This is a genomic window from Psychrobacter pulmonis (genome assembly GCF_904846465.1).
In the GTDB taxonomy this organism is placed as follows: Bacteria; Pseudomonadota; Gammaproteobacteria; order Pseudomonadales; family Moraxellaceae; genus Psychrobacter; species Psychrobacter faecalis.
In genome coordinates this window covers 261,243-277,928 of record NZ_CAJHAT010000003.1, presented here as the reverse complement: position 1 = coordinate 277,928, position 16,686 = coordinate 261,243, and the positions used below count along the sequence as shown (strand labels likewise).

General features: G+C 44.6%; 13 protein-coding genes and 2 pseudogenes. 7 read left to right on the top strand and 8 right to left on the bottom strand.

All coding sequences use genetic code 11. From position 1 onward, the window contains the following. Window positions 1–146 precede the first annotated feature (146 nt). Window positions 147–1,550 (bottom strand): replicative DNA helicase, encoded by a 1,404-nt coding sequence (gene dnaB, locus JMX70_RS07485; protein ID WP_068405205.1) that lies wholly within the window; start codon window positions 1,548–1,550, stop codon window positions 147–149. A gap of 359 nt (window positions 1,551–1,909) precedes the next feature. Here dnaB and pdxA point away from each other — a divergent pair, with 359 nt between their 5' ends. Next, window positions 1,910–3,001 carry a 4-hydroxythreonine-4-phosphate dehydrogenase PdxA gene (gene pdxA, locus JMX70_RS07480; protein ID WP_201590901.1) on the top strand — a complete coding sequence of 364 codons (1,092 nt, stop codon included), beginning with the start codon at window positions 1,910–1,912 and terminating at the stop codon, window positions 2,999–3,001. Between the two features lie 225 nt (window positions 3,002–3,226). Here pdxA and JMX70_RS07475 read toward each other — a convergent pair whose 3' ends face one another. Next, entirely contained in the window at window positions 3,227–3,946 is a 720-nt protein-coding gene (locus JMX70_RS07475) for a lantibiotic ABC transporter permease (protein ID WP_320158252.1), read from the bottom strand. A 200-nt stretch (window positions 3,947–4,146) separates the two neighbouring features. On the opposite strand from JMX70_RS07475, the gene JMX70_RS07470 reads away from it, so the two are divergent. Genes JMX70_RS07470 through JMX70_RS07450 form a run of 5 tightly spaced genes read left to right on the top strand, consistent with a single transcriptional unit; the run spans window position 4,147 to window position 11,873 of the window. Continuing rightward, complete coding sequence (locus JMX70_RS07470) at window positions 4,147–4,968, top strand: TnsA endonuclease N-terminal domain-containing protein (RefSeq protein WP_001029679.1); 822 nt, start codon at window positions 4,147–4,149, stop codon at window positions 4,966–4,968. Next, entirely contained in the window at window positions 4,955–7,063 is a 2,109-nt protein-coding gene (locus JMX70_RS07465; protein ID WP_000267723.1) for a DDE-type integrase/transposase/recombinase, read from the top strand. Before JMX70_RS07470 ends, JMX70_RS07465 begins: the two co-directional genes overlap by 14 nt. Continuing rightward, complete coding sequence (locus JMX70_RS07460; protein ID WP_001276994.1) at window positions 7,060–8,727, top strand: AAA family ATPase; 1,668 nt, start codon at window positions 7,060–7,062, stop codon at window positions 8,725–8,727. The genes JMX70_RS07465 and JMX70_RS07460 overlap by 4 nt, the downstream gene beginning before the upstream one ends. A gap of 2 nt (window positions 8,728–8,729) precedes the next feature. Next, window positions 8,730–10,256, top strand: a complete 1,527-nt coding sequence (locus JMX70_RS07455; protein ID WP_001243518.1) for a TnsD family Tn7-like transposition protein — start codon at window positions 8,730–8,732, stop codon at window positions 10,254–10,256. Beyond that, window positions 10,257–11,873, top strand: coding sequence for a Tn7-like element transposition protein TnsE (locus JMX70_RS07450; RefSeq protein ID WP_000251879.1), 1,617 nt, complete (start codon window positions 10,257–10,259; stop codon window positions 11,871–11,873). Window positions 11,874–11,928: 55 nt separating this feature from the next. Here the strand turns inward: JMX70_RS07450 and JMX70_RS12600 are convergent. The 6 genes and pseudogenes from JMX70_RS12600 to sat2 all read right to left on the bottom strand — a co-directional run. Next, a pseudogene (locus tag JMX70_RS12600) lies at window positions 11,929–12,081 on the bottom strand (IS256 family transposase); the annotation flags it as partial. Between the two features lie 22 nt (window positions 12,082–12,103). Beyond that, entirely contained in the window at window positions 12,104–12,481 is a 378-nt protein-coding gene (locus tag JMX70_RS07440; protein ID WP_001271300.1) for a hypothetical protein, read from the bottom strand. A 409-nt stretch (window positions 12,482–12,890) separates the two neighbouring features. After that, complete coding sequence (locus JMX70_RS12705) at window positions 12,891–13,061, bottom strand: hypothetical protein (protein ID WP_425285813.1); 171 nt, start codon at window positions 13,059–13,061, stop codon at window positions 12,891–12,893. Window positions 13,062–13,322: 261 nt separating this feature from the next. Then, window positions 13,323–13,820 carry a hypothetical protein gene (locus tag JMX70_RS07430; RefSeq protein ID WP_001444089.1) on the bottom strand — a complete coding sequence of 166 codons (498 nt, stop codon included), beginning with the start codon at window positions 13,818–13,820 and terminating at the stop codon, window positions 13,323–13,325. Between the two features lie 75 nt (window positions 13,821–13,895). Then, entirely contained in the window at window positions 13,896–14,684 is a 789-nt protein-coding gene (aadA1, locus tag JMX70_RS07425) for an ANT(3'')-Ia family aminoglycoside nucleotidyltransferase AadA1 (protein WP_001206315.1), read from the bottom strand. 57 nt (window positions 14,685–14,741) lie between these two features. Continuing rightward, a complete protein-coding gene (gene sat2 / locus JMX70_RS07420) occupies window positions 14,742–15,266 on the bottom strand; it encodes a streptothricin N-acetyltransferase Sat2 (protein ID WP_000704156.1) in 525 nt (174 codons plus the stop codon). A gap of 322 nt (window positions 15,267–15,588) precedes the next feature. Here sat2 and intI2 point away from each other — a divergent pair. Continuing rightward, window positions 15,589–16,566, top strand: a pseudogene (gene intI2 / locus JMX70_RS07415) (class 2 integron integrase IntI2). Window positions 16,567–16,686: the final 120 nt, after the last annotated feature.

Here is a 16,686-nt window from a genome sequence, read left to right as displayed (position 1 = left end):
GATTTCATTAAACAAATGGTGTTATTAGTAATGGGGTAAAGCAATAAAGCCAGTGCGTCATCAATTTGGCTGATGACGCACTGGCTAGTTTTATTCATAGTCGTTTTAAAGTTAAAGCTTATTATATGTATTGTTTAGTCAGCCGATTATTCATCATTCTCAAAGCTGACGTTTTGATAGTATTCTGGTGTCAGGTTAATAAAGCGGGTAAATTGCCCTTCAAAGCCTAAGCGGACGGTGCCGATAGGGCCGTTACGCTGTTTACCGATGATGATTTCAGCCACACCTTTGTGGTCTGAGTTTTCATTATAAACCTCATCGCGATAAATAAACATAATCAAATCGGCATCCTGCTCAATCGCCCCCGATTCACGCAAATCCGACATGATAGGGCGCTTATTTGGACGGTTTTCTAGACTGCGGTTAAGCTGGGACAGCGCAATAACCGGACATTCAAGCTCACGAGCCAAGGCTTTTAAACTCCGAGAAATTTCCGAGATTTCGCCCACACGGTTGCCGTCAAGACTAGGTACTTTCATTAGCTGTAGGTAATCGACGACGATAGCGCCAAGTTTACCATCATGATTTTTGGCAATACGGCGACAGCGCGAACGCAGCTCAGAGGGCGGCAGGGCGGTACTGTCATCGATATATAAATGCTTAGATTGCAAATGCTGAATGGCATTCATCATTTTTGCCCATTCATCTTCATTCATTTGCCCAGAGCGCAAGTGCGTCTGATTAATCGCACCCCAAGACGACAGCAAACGCATGACGATGGACTCCGCTGGCATTTCCATCGAAAATACCACCACGGGCAAATCTTCATTAAACAAAACGCCTTCTGCTAAGTTCATAGCAAAGGTGGTTTTACCCATAGACGGACGCGCCGCTACAATGATTAAATCGCCGGCTTGTAAGCCTTGGGTTTTGTTATTTAGCTCGACGAATGGCGTTTGTAAACCTATCATGCCGTCAGGATTAGACTTTAGCTCTTGAATCTTATCAATGACATTGGTCAATACTGAGGTAATACCAACGGGACCGCGTTGCTCTGCGCGTTTATTATGCTGCTCATTGATACTAAATATTTTTGCCTCAACATTGTCCAAGATATCGCTTACCGTTTGGTCTTTAGGATTATAGGCAAGGGTCAGCATGTCATTGCCCGTGGTAATGAGCTGACGTAAGGTCGACAGCTCACGCACGCGCTGTGCATAAGCAGTGAGGTTAAACAAAGTGGCAGGACTTTGGCTCAAAATATCGGCCAAATAGCTGTCACCGCCGGCACCTTTAAGCAATTTTTGTGCTTCCAACCAATCATGCACCATTACCGTATCGTAAGGCTCGTTGACCGCTGCCAAATGCGCAATTGCATCAAAAATATACTGGTGACGCCCCGCATAAAAATCGTCTTTGGTGACGATATCTGCAATCTTATCGTATGCCTCTTCGATGCTCATCAAAGACGCCAGCAAGGCCTTTTCAATATCGATATTGTGCGGCGGTGTCTGATTGAGTAAGTCGTCGGTTTTTTCGTTGTCTGCCATGGGTGCCCAGTGTCTTAAAAGTCAGTTTCAAAAGTCGGTATAAAATTAATTATATAAGAGTATAAATAGCTATTTGCTATCAGTATTTATTTTAGGAGTGATACGGTCAAGCAAGCGCGACATAGCTCTACGAGAGAAGTACCAAAAGGTGGTCTCAGCGCTTGCTGGTAAATGCTACAATGAAAGGCGAAAGTTTAACACATTCTAGCGTTTTTTCGGCTGCTATCAGTAACTATCTATAAAAATGCTATCTGCTATGATATAAAATTTGCGTCACCTTAAAACCTCTTGAACGCTCGTTTTCGTAATAATAAATACAATAAAATCATATTCTTAATGTCGAAATAGGATATTTTACTATGCAAAAAAGACTACCATTATTAATCACAACCGGTGAGCCTGCTGGCATTGGTATGGATATCGTGCTGCTATTAGCAGCTGAGGGTAAATTGCACGATTTTAAGCGTCCAATCTGGGTTACTGCCGATAGCACCGCAATGCAAAAGCGCTCTGATATGCTGGTAACAGCAGGCGTGCTCGAGAGCTGTCCATTTTGGCAAATTGTCGATTTGGAAATAGAGGCCGATGAATTTTTAAATCAAATGTCACAGCAAATTATTGATGACAATGATGATAATGCGTTTATTTTGTTAAATACGCCTTGTGCTGAACCCGTTGTCTGCGGAAAAATTAATACTCGCAATTCGGCCATGGTTGCCAAGCAGTTGGATATCGCCCATCAGTTAGCGACCAACAAAACAGTCGCTGCCATCGTCACAGGGCCATTGCAAAAATCTGCCTTAATAGATGCTGATATTAAACTGCTCGATGGCACCATGTTTAGCGGTCATACCGAGTTTTTTATGCAGCAAAGTGGCTGTGAGAAAGTCGTGATGATGCTCGCCAATCAAGCCATGAAAGTGGCGCTTGTTACCACGCATTTAGCATTAAAAGACATACCTGCGGCTATCACTGCTGATAATGTACGCCAAACGGTACAAATTGTCATTGACGATATGCGCGAGAAGTTCGGCTTAACGCAGCCACGTATTTTGGTTTGCGGTCTTAATCCGCATGCAGGTGAGGGCGGTCATTTGGGCGTTGAAGAGATTGAGATTATCAATCCCGTATTGCGTGAGTTTATCGACGTAGGCGTCGATATATCAGAAGCAATGCCAGCGGATACCTTATTTACCCCAAGACATTTAGCCAACTGTGACGCGGTCATTGCTATGTATCATGACCAAGGTTTACCAGTGCTCAAATCGCACGGCTTTGGCGATACAGTCAATCTTACCTTGGGGTTGCCGTATATTCGTACCTCAGTTGATCACGGTACGGCGCTTGATTTAGCAGGGCGCGGCGGCGCAAGTGCGACCAGCTTATACCAAGCACTCCTGATGGCCAATGAGATGGCAGATAAATCGCTTGTTAATGGACCTCTTGCATAAGTTAGTGCCCTAGTGGCATTTGTCACGCAGTACTGGGTAACTTTGTTGTGAATAACGGCTATTTATGAATCATCAAACACGGTCTAATATAAGTGGTTCTATTATACCAGTCTGTTATAAGTGGTCTGTTAATAGGTTTGAAGGGTGAAATAAGTGGTTCCCTTGGGGTATACCCAAAAAATAAACCCTCTAAACAATAACTTATCTGTAAGTAGTCAGGGCGATTCAGAAACCTGACTTTAAATCCATAGGTCGAGTCGTATGGCGTTTTGCCATATATTTGCCCAGTAAGGGTAAGCAAAACATTGGTAATTGAAAAGCACCCAGTAACGGTAGAAACACCGCACCCATAAAGGGTACAGTTATGGTGTAAGAAAGTAATACATTGCGTCCGCCACACACCAGCGCCGCGACAATAGCATTCTCATAGCCAAAACGCCGATATATTATATAAGCGGTAAAATAAAATACCAATGCCAATACCGAACTTAGCACTAGTAATAACAACGCTTGCCAGGGATTATGGTCAAAGGTGGTACGAAATCCTGCCATCAGTCCCAGTGGAAACAACATCAGCAGTAAAATATTAAACTGCCCAATTTTGGGATAATAACGTGACAAAATAGCAGGTGGAACAAACCGACGCACTCCCACAGCTAGCACCATTGGCATAAAAATATAAACTAACAAGCGTTTGACATAAAGACCAACGTCTAAATTTGAACTTTCATCGCCTAATAGCCATAATACGCCTAATAATGTGAATGGCATAATGAGCGTAGCAGCGATAGTTTTTGCCGTCGCCAGTTGTGCATCAAACCCCACCGCATTGACCAACGCACCACTACCAAACAATGGGGCAGTGGCGCCAAGACCTGCAATCGCCAATAGCCAATCGCCACGTACACCGAACGCATAAGCAATTAATACTAAAACTAGACACATGCCCCCGCTTTGTAACAAGGCAAAAACCCACACATAGCTTGTCGCTATACGCTTTAACAGCGCGTATGTGGGCGGACAATAAAGTCTTAAACTGAACAAAATAGATCTAAACTATGACAATAAAGTCTTAAACTAGACAGAATAGTTGTAAACTGAAATCAGTCCAGTTATGCTGTGAAAAAGCATACTGGACTTTTGTTATGGCTAAAGCAAACTCTTCATTTTCTGAAGTGCAAATTGCCCGTCGTATTAAAGAGGGGCGTGGCCAAGGGCATGGTAAAGACTATATTCCATGGCTAACAGTACAAGAAGTTCCTTCTTCAGGTCGTTCCCACCGTATTTATTCTCATAAGACGGGACGAGTCCATCATTTGCTATCTGACTTAGAGCTTGCTGTTTTTCTCAGTCTTGAGTGGGAGAGCAGCGTGCTAGATATACGCGAGCAGTTCCCCTTATTACCTAGTGATACCAGGCAGATTGCAATAGATAGTGGTATTAAGCATCCTGTTATTCGTGGTGTAGATCAGGTTATGTCTACTGATTTTTTAGTGGACTGCAAAGATGGTCCTTTTGAGCAGTTTGCTATTCAAGTCAAACCTGCAGCAGCCTTACAAGACGAGCGTACCTTAGAAAAACTAGAACTAGAGCGTCGCTATTGGCAGCAAAAGCAAATTCCTTGGTTCATTTTTACTGATAAAGAAATAAATCCCGTAGTAAAAGAAAATATTGAATGGCTTTATTCAGTGAAAACAGAAGAAGTTTCTGCGGAGCTTTTAGCACAACTATCCCCATTGGCCCATATCCTGCAAGAAAAAGGAGATGAAAACATTATCAATGTCTGTAAGCAGGTTGATATTGCTTATGATTTGGAGTTAGGCAAAACATTGAGTGAGATACGAGCCTTAACCGCAAATGGTTTTATTAAGTTCAATATTTATAAGTCTTTCAGGGCAAATAAGTGTGCAGATCTCTGTATTAGCCAAGTAGTGAATATGGAGGAGTTGCGCTATGTGGCAAATTAATGAGGTTGTGCTATTTGATAATGATCCGTATCGCATTTTGGCTATAGAGGATGGCCAAGTTGTCTGGATGCAAATAAGCGCTGATAAAGGAGTTCCACAAGCTAGGGCTGAGTTGTTGCTAATGCAGTATTTAGATGAAGGCCGCTTAGTTAGAACTGATGACCCTTATGTACATCTTGATTTAGAAGAGCCGTCTGTAGATTCTGTCAGCTTCCAGAAGCGCGAGGAGGATTATCGAAAAATTCTTCCTATTATTAATAGTAAGGATCGTTTCGACCCTAAAGTCAGAAGCGAACTCGTTGAGCATGTGGTCCAAGAACATAAGGTTACTAAGGCTACAGTTTATAAGTTGTTACGCCGTTACTGGCAGCGTGGTCAAACGCCTAATGCATTAATTCCTGACTACAAAAACAGCGGTGCACCAGGGGAAAGACGTTCAGCGACAGGAACAGCAAAGATTGGCCGAGCCAGAGAATATGGTAAGGGTGAAGGAACCAAGGTAACGCCCGAGATTGAACGCCTTTTTAGGTTGACCATAGAAAAGCACCTGTTAAATCAAAAAGGTACAAAGACCACCGTTGCCTATAGACGATTTGTGGACTTGTTTGCTCAGTATTTTCCTCGCATTCCCCAAGAGGATTACCCAACACTACGTCAGTTTCGTTATTTTTATGATCGAGAATACCCTAAAGCTCAGCGCTTAAAGTCTAGAGTTAAAGCAGGGGTATATAAAAAAGACGTACGACCCTTAAGTAGTACAGCCACTTCTCAGGCGTTAGGCCCTGGGAGTCGTTATGAGATTGATGCCACGATTGCTGATATTTATTTAGTGGATCATCATGATCGCCAAAAAATCATAGGAAGACCAACGCTTTACATTGTGATTGATGTGTTTAGTCGGATGATCACGGGCTTTTATATCGGCTTTGAAAATCCGTCTTATGTGGTGGCGATGCAGGCTTTTGTAAATGCTTGCTCTGACAAAACGGCCATTTGTGCCCAGCATGATATTGAGATTAGTAGCTCAGACTGGCCGTGTGTAGGTTTGCCAGATGTGTTGCTAGCGGACCGTGGCGAATTAATGAGTCATCAGGTCGAAGCCTTAGTTTCTAGTTTTAATGTGCGAGTGGAAAGTGCTCCACCTAGACGTGGCGATGCTAAAGGCATAGTGGAAAGCACTTTTAGAACACTACAAGCCGAGTTTAAGTCCTTTGCACCTGGCATTGTAGAGGGCAGTCGGATCAAAAGCCATGGTGAAACAGACTATAGGTTAGATGCATCTCTGTCGGTATTTGAGTTCACACAAATTATTTTGCGTACGATCTTATTCAGAAATAACCATCTGGTGATGGATAAATACGATCGAGATGCTGATTTTCCTACAGATTTACCGTCTATTCCTGTCCAGCTATGGCAATGGGGTATGCAGCATCGTACAGGTAGTTTAAGGGCTGTGGAGCAAGAGCAGTTGCGAGTAGCGTTACTGCCTCGCCGAAAGGTCTCTATTTCTTCATTTGGCGTTAATTTGTGGGGTTTGTATTACTCGGGGTCAGAGATTCTGCGTGAGGGTTGGTTGCAGCGGAGCACTGATATAGCTAGACCTCAACATTTAGAAGCGGCTTATGACCCAGTGCTGGTTGATACGATTTATTTGTTTCCGCAAGTTGGCAGCCGTGTATTTTGGCGCTGTAATCTGACGGAACGTAGTCGGCAGTTTAAAGGTCTCTCATTTTGGGAGGTTTGGGATATACAAGCACAAGAAAAACACAATAAAGCCAATGCGAAGCAGGATGAGTTAACTAAACGCAGGGAGCTTGAGGCGTTTATTCAGCAAACCATTCAGAAAGCGAATAAGTTAACGCCCAGTACTACTGAGCCCAAATCAACACGCATTAAGCAGATTAAAACTAATAAAAAAGAAGCCGTGACCTCGGAGCGTAAAAAACGTGCGGAGCATTTGAAGCCAAGCTCTTCAGGTGATGAGGCTAAAGTTATTCCTTTCAACGCAGTGGAAGCGGATGATCAAGAAGATTACAGCCTACCCACATACGTGCCTGAATTATTTCAGGATCCACCAGAAAAGGATGAGTCATGAGTGCTACCCGGATTCAAGCAGTTTATCGTGATACGGGGGTAGAGGCTTATCGTGATAATCCTTTTATCGAGGCCTTACCACCATTACAAGAGTCAGTGAATAGTGCTGCATCACTGAAATCCTCTTTACAGCTTACTTCCTCTGACTTGCAAAAGTCCCGTGTTATCAGAGCTCATACCATTTGTCGTATTCCAGATGACTATTTTCAGCCATTAGGTACGCATTTGCTACTAAGTGAGCGTATTTCGGTCATGATTCGAGGTGGCTACGTAGGCAGAAATCCTAAAACAGGAGATTTACAAAAGCATTTACAAAATGGTTATGAGCGTGTTCAAACGGGAGAGTTGGAGACATTTCGCTTTGAGGAGGCACGATCTACGGCACAAAGCTTATTGTTAATTGGTTGTTCTGGTAGTGGGAAGACGACCTCTCTTCATCGTATTCTAGCCACGTATCCTCAGGTGATTTACCATCGTGAACTCAATGTAGAGCAGGTGGTGTATTTGAAAATAGACTGCTCGCATAATGGTTCGCTAAAAGAAATCTGCTTGAATTTTTTCAGAGCGTTGGATCGAGCCTTGGGCTCGAACTATGAGCGTCGTTATGGCTTAAAACGTCATGGTATAGAAACCATGTTGGCTTTGATGTCGCAAATAGCCAATGCACATGCTTTAGGGTTGTTGGTTATTGATGAAATTCAGCATTTAAGCCGCTCTCGTTCGGGTGGATCTCAAGAGATGCTGAACTTTTTTGTGACGATGGTGAATATTATTGGCGTACCAGTGATGTTGATTGGTACCCCTAAAGCACGAGAGATTTTTGAGGCTGATTTGCGGTCTGCACGTAGAGGGGCAGGGTTTGGAGCTATATTCTGGGATCCTATACAACAAACGCAACGTGGAAAGCCCAATCAAGAGTGGATCGCTTTTACGGATAATCTTTGGCAATTACAGCTTTTACAACGCAAAGATGCGCTGTTATCGGATGAGGTCCGTGATGTGTGGTATGAGCTAAGCCAAGGAGTGATGGACATTGTAGTAAAACTTTTTGTACTCGCTCAGCTCCGTGCGCTAGCTTTAGGCAATGAGCGTATTACCGCTGGTTTATTGCGGCAAGTGTATCAAGATGAGTTAAAGCCTGTGCACCCCATGCTAGAGGCATTACGCTCGGGTATCCCAGAACGCATTGCTCGTTATTCTGATCTAGTCGTTCCCGAGATTGATAAACGGTTAATCCAACTTCAGCTAGATATCGCAGCGATACAAGAACAAACACCAGAAGAAAAAGCCCTTCAAGAGTTAGATACCGAAGATCAGCGTCATTTATATCTGATGCTGAAAGAGGATTACGATTCAAGCCTGTTAATTCCCACTATTAAAAAAGCGTTTAGCCAGAATCCAACGATGACAAGACAAAAGTTACTGCCTCTTGTTTTGCAGTGGTTGATGGAAGGCGAAACGGTAGTGTCAGAACTAGAAAAGCCCTCCAAGAGTAAAAAGGTTTCGGCTATAAAGGTAGTCAAGCCCAGCGACTGGGATAGCTTGCCTGATACGGATTTACGTTATATCTATTCACAACGCCAACCTGAAAAAACCATGCATGAACGGTTAAAAGGGAAAGGGGTAATAGTGGATATGGCGAGCTTATTTAAACAAGCAGGTTAGCCATGAGAAACTTTCCTGTTCCGTACTCGAATGAGCTGATTTATAGCACTATTGCACGGGCAGGCGTTTATCAAGGGATTGTTAGTCCTAAGCAGCTGTTGGATGAGGTGTATGGCAACCGCAAGGTGGTCGCTACCTTAGGTCTGCCCTCGCATTTAGGTGTGATAGCAAGACATCTACATCAAACAGGACGTTACGCTGTTCAGCAGCTTATTTATGAGCATACCTTATTCCCTTTATATGCTCCGTTTGTAGGCAAGGAGCGCCGAGACGAAGCTATTCGGTTAATGGAGTACCAAGCGCAAGGTGCGGTGCATTTAATGCTAGGAGTCGCTGCTTCTAGAGTTAAGAGCGATAACCGCTTTAGATACTGCCCTGATTGCGTTGCTCTTCAGCTAAATAGGTATGGGGAAGCCTTTTGGCAACGAGATTGGTATTTGCCCGCTTTGCCATATTGTCCAAAACACGGTGCTTTAGTCTTCTTTGATAGAGCTGTAGATGATCACCGACATCAATTTTGGGCTTTGGGTCATACTGAGCTGCTTTCAGACTACCCCAAAGACTCCCTATCTCAATTAACAGCACTAGCTGCTTATATAGCCCCTCTGTTAGATGCTCCACGAGCGCAAGAGCTTTCCCCAAGCCTTGAGCAGTGGACGCTGTTTTATCAGCGCTTAGCGCAGGATCTAGGGCTAACCAAAAGCAAGCACATTCGTCATGACTTGGTGGCGGAGAGAGTGAGGCAGACTTTTAGTGATGAGGCACTAGAGAAACTGGATTTAAAGTTGGCAGAGAACAAGGACACGTGTTGGCTGAAAAGTATATTCCGTAAGCATAGAAAAGCCTTTAGTTATTTACAGCATAGTATTGTGTGGCAAGCCTTATTGCCAAAACTAACGGTTATAGAAGCGCTACAGCAGGCAAGTGCTCTTACTGAGCACTCTATAACGACAAGACCTGTTAGCCAGTCTGTGCAACCTAACTCTGAAGATTTATCTGTTAAGCATAAAGACTGGCAGCAACTAGTGCATAAATACCAAGGAATTAAGGCGGCAAGACAGTCTTTAGAGGGTGGGGTGCTATACGCTTGGCTTTACCGACATGACAGGGATTGGCTAGTTCACTGGAATCAACAGCATCAACAAGAGCGTCTGGCACCCGCCCCTAGAGTTGATTGGAACCAAAGAGATCGAATTGCTGTACGACAACTATTAAGAATCATAAAGCGTCTAGATAGTAGCCTTGATCACCCAAGAGCGACATCGAGCTGGCTGTTAAAGCAAACTCCTAACGGAACCTCTCTTGCAAAAAATCTACAGAAACTGCCTTTGGTAGCGCTTTGCTTAAAGCGTTACTCAGAGAGTGTGGAAGATTATCAAATTAGACGGATTAGCCAAGCTTTTATTAAGCTTAAACAGGAAGATGTTGAGCTTAGGCGCTGGCGATTATTAAGAAGTGCAACGTTATCTAAAGAGCGGATAACTGAGGAAGCACAAAGATTCTTGGAAATGGTTTATGGGGAAGAGTGAGTGGTTAGGCTAGCTACATTTAATGACAATGTGCAGGTTGTACATATTGGTCATTTATTCCGTAACTCGGGTCATAAGGAGTGGCGTATTTTTGTTTGGTTTAATCCAATGCAAGAACGGAAATGGACTCGATTTACTCATTTGCCTTTATTAAGTCGAGCTAAGGTGGTTAACAGTACAACAAAGCAAATAAATAAGGCGGATCGTGTGATTGAGTTTGAAGCATCGGATCTTCAACGAGCCAAAATAATCGATTTTCCTAATCTCTCGTCCTTTGCTTCCGTACGCAACAAGGATGGAGCGCAGAGTTCATTTATTTACGAAGCTGAAACACCATATAGCAAGACTCGTTATCACATCCCACAGTTAGAGCTAGCTCGGTCATTATTTTTAATTAACTCCTATTTCTGTCGAAGCTGTTTGAGCAGTACCGCTTTACAGCAAGAGTTCGACGTTCAGTATGAGGTTGAGCGAGATCATTTAGAGATAAGGATCTTACCCAGTTCATCGTTTCCTAAAGGGGCGTTAGAGCAGTCGGCCGTAGTGCAGCTTTTGGTTTGGTTGTTTTCGGATCAAGATGTTATGGATTCGTATGAAAGTATTTTTAGGCACTATCAACAAAATAGAGAAATTAAGAACGGCGTTGAAAGCTGGTGCTTTAGCTTTGACCCTCCGCCCATGCAGGGTTGGAAATTACATGTAAAAGGACGTTCTTCTAACGAGGATAAGGATTATTTAGTTGAGGAAATAGTAGGTTTAGAAATCAACGCTATGCTTCCTAGCACAACAGCTATTAGCCATGCCTCTTTTCAGGAAAAGGAGGCAGGTGATGGTAGTACGCAGCACATAGCGGTTTCAACAGAGTCAGTTGTTGATGATGAGCATCTACAGTTGGACGATGAGGAAACAGCCAATATAGACACAGACACACGAGTCATAGAGGCTGAGCCGACATGGATAAGTTTTAGTAGACCTAGTCGAATTGAAAAATCTCGCAGGGCAAGAAAAAGTAGCCAAACTATTTTAGAAAAAGAAGAAGCAACAACAAGTGAAAATAGTAATTTGGTTAGTACTGATGAGCCACACTTAGGTGGTGTCCTAGCAGCGGCAGATGTGGGTGGGAAGCAGGATGCAACCAATTACAACTCTATTTTTGCTAATCGATTTGCTGCTTTTGATGAGCTACTTTCAATTCTAAAAACTAAATTTGCATGTCGGGTGCTTTTTGAAGAAACCTTGGTTTTGCCAAAAGTTGGGCGTAGCCGATTACATCTGTGTAAAGATGGCTCACCAAGAGTGATTAAAGCCGTTGGGGTGCAACGTAATGGCAGTGAATTTGTATTGCTAGAGGTGGATGCATCGGATGGGGTGAAAATGCTTTCTACCAAAGTGTTGAGTGGCGTTGATAGCGAAACATGGCGGAATGATTTTGAAAAGATACGGCGTGGAGTGGTGAAGAGCTCATTGAATTGGCCAAATAGTTTGTTTGATCAATTATATGGACAAGACGGGCATAGAGGGGTGAATCATCCAAAGGGGTTGGGGGAGCTGCAAGTATCGAGAGAGGATATGGAAGGGTGGGCTGAGAGAGTGGTTAGAGAGCAATTTACGCATTAAAGGAATGACTGAAAGAGCCTGTAAACCCTTTTGTGTAAGTGCTTTTGCCGGTCAGTTAAAGGTGGCCATTTAAACGGTCACCAAATTCGATCATAAAACGGTTCATGGCCGGCTTCCAGTTGCGGATCGGCATCGTCCATTTCTTGGTCGCCGCCTGGATAGCCAGGTACACCACCTTCATCGCTGATTCGTCCGTAGGGAACACCTTGAGTTCATATTAATGGAATTTTCTACAAATAGCCTCCGTGGTTTTGAGGGGGGATTACAGACGATCCATAGTAGTAATCCAATGAGTTCTTGAGCGCGGCGACATGTTTGGACGCCTTGGCAAAAATTAGAGCCTGCTTGAAGTGCAGGCGAGCACGTGCTTGGACGATTGATCCATTCGCGGTCAAAAACTCAATCTTGGATGACAGCGTGTCAGGAAATCCAATATCGAAGTCCCGCCCCGTGTCAAAGTAGGGCATTTCATGATCAAAGGACGAAGCTTCCCAGGCCACTTCCCTAATATTCCAGCCGCTAGAAACAAGATTTCGTACGACTTCATCAACTTTTTTGCTTTCCAACTTGTCACAAAGTGCATAGGCAAGAGCTTTGGCGGCAGACACGTGCGTTTCCTCTTAAACATAGGTCGAACGGATACCCGAGGCAAAGCGGAGCATTAGTCCCAAAGCATCTCCGGTAGATCCGGAGGCTCCATACTGAAGGCATGGCATCTTGGGCATTGATATTTGAAACTTCTCTCTAGATAGCAGGGATTTCTTGGCCTTGCCTCATGCTGATAGCTTGTAAATATCACACGATCCTTAGCCCCACAAAGTGAGCATACTCCGTAGCTTTCATTTATAGAAATCGTCGTTAGATTGTCGCAGCATGTGCACGTTCCGACTATTTGCTCAGGAAGCATCGCCATACCTTGGCCTAGGTAAAGAAGATCAGACTCGTAGCCACATCGGTGGCAACTGAGCTTGTACGCAATGCCCATCTGGTTGTCTCACCTGAATCGTAACGTCAGAGCTATTCATCCATCCATTCGGCATCAATGTATGCCACTAAGCCGACCAGCTGACCGTTTGGACTGAAGTATGTTGCCTGCACCCCACTTGACATCTCATCAATACCACCGCACTGCGCTAGGCGCCGGTCCCACTTGCCCACAGAAGCGTCAGGATCGGCTGAGTTCCCCAAGACCCTTGTGAGCCATGCCTCCTTTAACTCAACCTCTCGAATGATTGCGTCGGCCAGCTCCTCCGCGTTATCTAGTTCGACATAGTCTGGAATTCGGACGTACGTTCTGAACACAGCTGGATACTTACTTGGGCGATTGTCATACATGACATCAACAATGTACCCGTTTGTGTAACCGTCTCTTGGAGGTTCGTATGACACTAGTGGTTCCCCTCAGCTTGCGACTAGATGTTGAGGCCTAACATTTTATTAGAGAGCAGGCTAGTTGCTTAGATACATGATCTTCAGGCCGTTATCTGTCAGGGCAAGCGAAAATTGGCCATTTATGACGACCAATGCCCCGCAGAAGCTCCCATCTTTGCCGCCATAGACGCCGCGCCCCCCTTTTGGGGTGTAGAACATCCTTTTGCCAGATGTGGAAAAGAAGTTCGTTGTCCCATTGTTGGCAATGACGTAGTAGCCGGCGAAAGTGCGAGACCCATTTGCGCTATATATAAGCCTACGATTTCCGTTGCGACTATTGTCGTAATTGGATGAACTATTATCGTAGTTGCTCTCAGAGTTGTCGTAATTTGATGGACTATTGTCGTAATTGCTTATGGAGTTGTCGTAGTTGCTTGGAGAAATGTCGTAGTTGGATGGGGAGTAGTCATAGGGAAGACGAGCTTCATCCACTAAAACAATTGGCAGGTCAGCAAGTGCCTGCCCCGATGCCATCGCAAGTACGAGGCTTAGAACCACCTTCAACAGATCGCGCATAGTCTTCCCCAGCTCTCTAACGCTTGAGTTAAGCCGCGCCGCGAAGCGGCGTCGGCTTGAACGAATTGTTAGACATTATTTGCCGACTACCTTGGTGATCTCGCCTTTCACGTAGTGAACAAATTCTTCCAACTGATCTGCGCGCGAGGCCAAGCGATCTTCTTGTCCAAGATAAGCCTGCCTAGCTTCAAGTATGACGGGCTGATACTGGGCCGGCAGGCGCTCCATTGCCCAGTCGGCAGCGACATCCTTCGGCGCGATTTTGCCGGTTACTGCGCTGTACCAAATGCGGGACAACGTAAGCACTACATTTCGCTCATCGCCAGCCCAGTCGGGCGGCGAGTTCCATAGCGTTAAGGTTTCATTTAGCGCCTCAAATAGATCCTGTTCAGGAACCGGATCAAAGAGTTCCTCCGCCGCTGGACCTACCAAGGCAACGCTATGTTCTCTTGCTTTTGTCAGCAAGATAGCCAGATCAATGTCGATCGTGGCTGGCTCGAAGATACCTGCAAGAATGTCATTGCGCTGCCATTCTCCAAATTGCAGTTCGCGCTTAGCTGGATAACGCCACGGAATGATGTCGTCGTGCACAACAATGGTGACTTCTACAGCGCGGAGAATCTCGCTCTCTCCAGGGGAAGCCGAAGTTTCCAAAAGGTCGTTGATCAAAGCTCGCCGCGTTGTTTCATCAAGCCTTACGGTCACCGTAACCAGCAAATCAATATCACTGTGTGGCTTCAGGCCGCCATCCACTGCGGAGCCGTACAAATGTACGGCCAGCAACGTCGGTTCGAGATGGCGCTCGATGACGCCAACTACCTCTGATAGTTGAGTCGATACTTCGGCGATCACCGCTTCCCTCATGATGTTTAACTCCTGAATTAAGCCGCGCCGCGAAGCGGTGTCGGCTTGAATGAATTGTTAGGCGTCATCCTGTGCTCCCGAGAACCAGTACCAGTACATCGCTGTTTCGTTCGAGACTTGAGGTCTAGTTTTATACGTGAACAGGTCAATGCCGCCGAGAGTAAAGCCACATTTTGCGTACAAATTGCAGGCAGGTACATTGTTCGTTTGTGTCTCTAATCGTATGCCAAGGAGCTGTCTGCTTAGTGCCCACTTTTTCGCAAATTCGATGAGACTGTGCGCGACTCCTTTGCCTCGGTGCGTGTGCGACACAACAATGTGTTCGATAGAGGCTAGATCGTTCCATGTTGAGTTGAGTTCAATCTTCCCGACAAGCTCTTGGTCGATGAATGCGCCATAGCAAGCAGAGTCTTCATCAGAGTCATCATCCGAGATGTAATCCTTCCGGTAGGGGCTCACACTTCTGGTAGATAGTTCAAAGCCTTGGTCGGATAGGTGCACATCGAACACTTCACGAACAATGAAATGGTTCTCAGCATCCAATGTTTCCGCCACCTGCTCAGGGATCACCGAAATCTTCATATGACGCCTAACATTTTATTAGTAAGCATGCTCGTTTTGTCACCCGCTGATGCTTACCGTTAATTAATATAATCACTTGTATTAAATAGACTTTCTTTAAAAATACAAGACACTCTGTTATTACAAATCGTGCATGCCGTCTATCCTGCTTGCACGATGCACATTATCTCACCCAAAGAACTCATAACATTTTAATTTATTTAGCATTAAATTAAAACTCTACCGGTAAACAAGCATCTCTAGGCGTAAAAAACAGGCACTTTTTTAAATCCCAGCTAGAATAGGCTGTATAGGCAGACAGTTGCAAGACAAGGAGCGTTTTATGTCTAACAGTCCATTTTTAAATTCTATACGCACGGATATGCGACAAAAAGGTTATGCGCTGAAAACTGAAAAAACTTACCTGCACTGGATTAAGCGTTTTATTCTGTTTCACAAAAAACGTCATCCTCAGACCATGGGCAGTGAAGAGGTCAGGCTGTTTTTATCCAGCTTAGCAAACAGCAGACATGTAGCCATAAACACGCAGAAAATCGCTTTAAATGCCCTAGCTTTTTTGTACAACAGGTTTTTACAACAGCCGTTGGGCGATATTGATTATATCCCTGCAAGCAAGCCTAGACGGCTACCCTCTGTTATCTCTGCAAATGAAGTGCAACGCATTTTGCAGGTTATGGATACTCGCAACCAAGTTATTTTTACGCTGCTGTATGGTGCAGGTTTGCGCATTAATGAATGCTTGCGTTTGCGGGTTAAAGATTTTGATTTTGATAATGGCTGCATCACTGTGCATGACGGTAAGGGTGGGAAAAGCAGAAACAGCCTACTGCCCACGCGCCTAATCCCAGCAATAAAATAACTCATTGAGCAAGCGCGGCTTATTCAGCAAGACGACAACTTACAAGGCGTAGGGCCATCGCTGCCTTTTGCTTTAGATCACAAATACCCTTCTGCTTATCGACAAGCGGCGTGGATGTTTGTCTTTCCCTCCAGCACGCTCTGCAACCACCCGTATAACGGCAAATTATGCCGCCATCATCTGCATGACTCCGTTGCGCGAAAGGCATTGAAGGCAGCCGTACAAAAAGCAGGCATCGTTAGCAAGCGTGTCACTTGTCATACATTTCGTCACTCGTTTGCTACGCATCTATTACAAGCGGGGCGTGATATTCGCACTGTGCAAGAACTCTTAGGGCATAACGATGTTAAGACCACGCAAATCTATACGCATGTGTTGGGTCAGCATTTTGCCGGCACCACCAGTCCTGCGGATGGACTGATGCTACTTATCAATCAGTAAAAGTAGATAAATATCTTTATGTAGCCCTGAGTAGCCCCTGATACTTTTTATGGTGAAAAAGATAAACAATCATAGAGGGGATAAATATGAGCCAGTTCTACCATTGTTCAGATAAGTTTA

Coding starts and splice junctions, on each gene's coding strand:
- dnaB (WP_068405205.1), bottom strand. CDS start 1,550: ATGGCAGACAACGAAAAAACCGACGACTTACTCAATCAGACACCGCCG.
- pdxA (WP_201590901.1), top strand. CDS start 1,910: ATGCAAAAAAGACTACCATTATTAATCACAACCGGTGAGCCTGCTGGC.
- JMX70_RS07475 (WP_320158252.1), bottom strand. CDS start 3,946: ATGTGTCTAGTTTTAGTATTAATTGCTTATGCGTTCGGTGTACGTGGC.
- JMX70_RS07470 (WP_001029679.1), top strand. CDS start 4,147: ATGGCTAAAGCAAACTCTTCATTTTCTGAAGTGCAAATTGCCCGTCGT.
- JMX70_RS07465 (WP_000267723.1), top strand. CDS start 4,955: ATGTGGCAAATTAATGAGGTTGTGCTATTTGATAATGATCCGTATCGC.
- JMX70_RS07460 (WP_001276994.1), top strand. CDS start 7,060: ATGAGTGCTACCCGGATTCAAGCAGTTTATCGTGATACGGGGGTAGAG.
- JMX70_RS07455 (WP_001243518.1), top strand. CDS start 8,730: ATGAGAAACTTTCCTGTTCCGTACTCGAATGAGCTGATTTATAGCACT.
- JMX70_RS07430 (WP_001444089.1), bottom strand. CDS start 13,820: ATGCGCGATCTGTTGAAGGTGGTTCTAAGCCTCGTACTTGCGATGGCA.
- aadA1 (WP_001206315.1), bottom strand. CDS start 14,684: ATGAGGGAAGCGGTGATCGCCGAAGTATCGACTCAACTATCAGAGGTA.
- sat2 (WP_000704156.1), bottom strand. CDS start 15,266: ATGAAGATTTCGGTGATCCCTGAGCAGGTGGCGGAAACATTGGATGCT.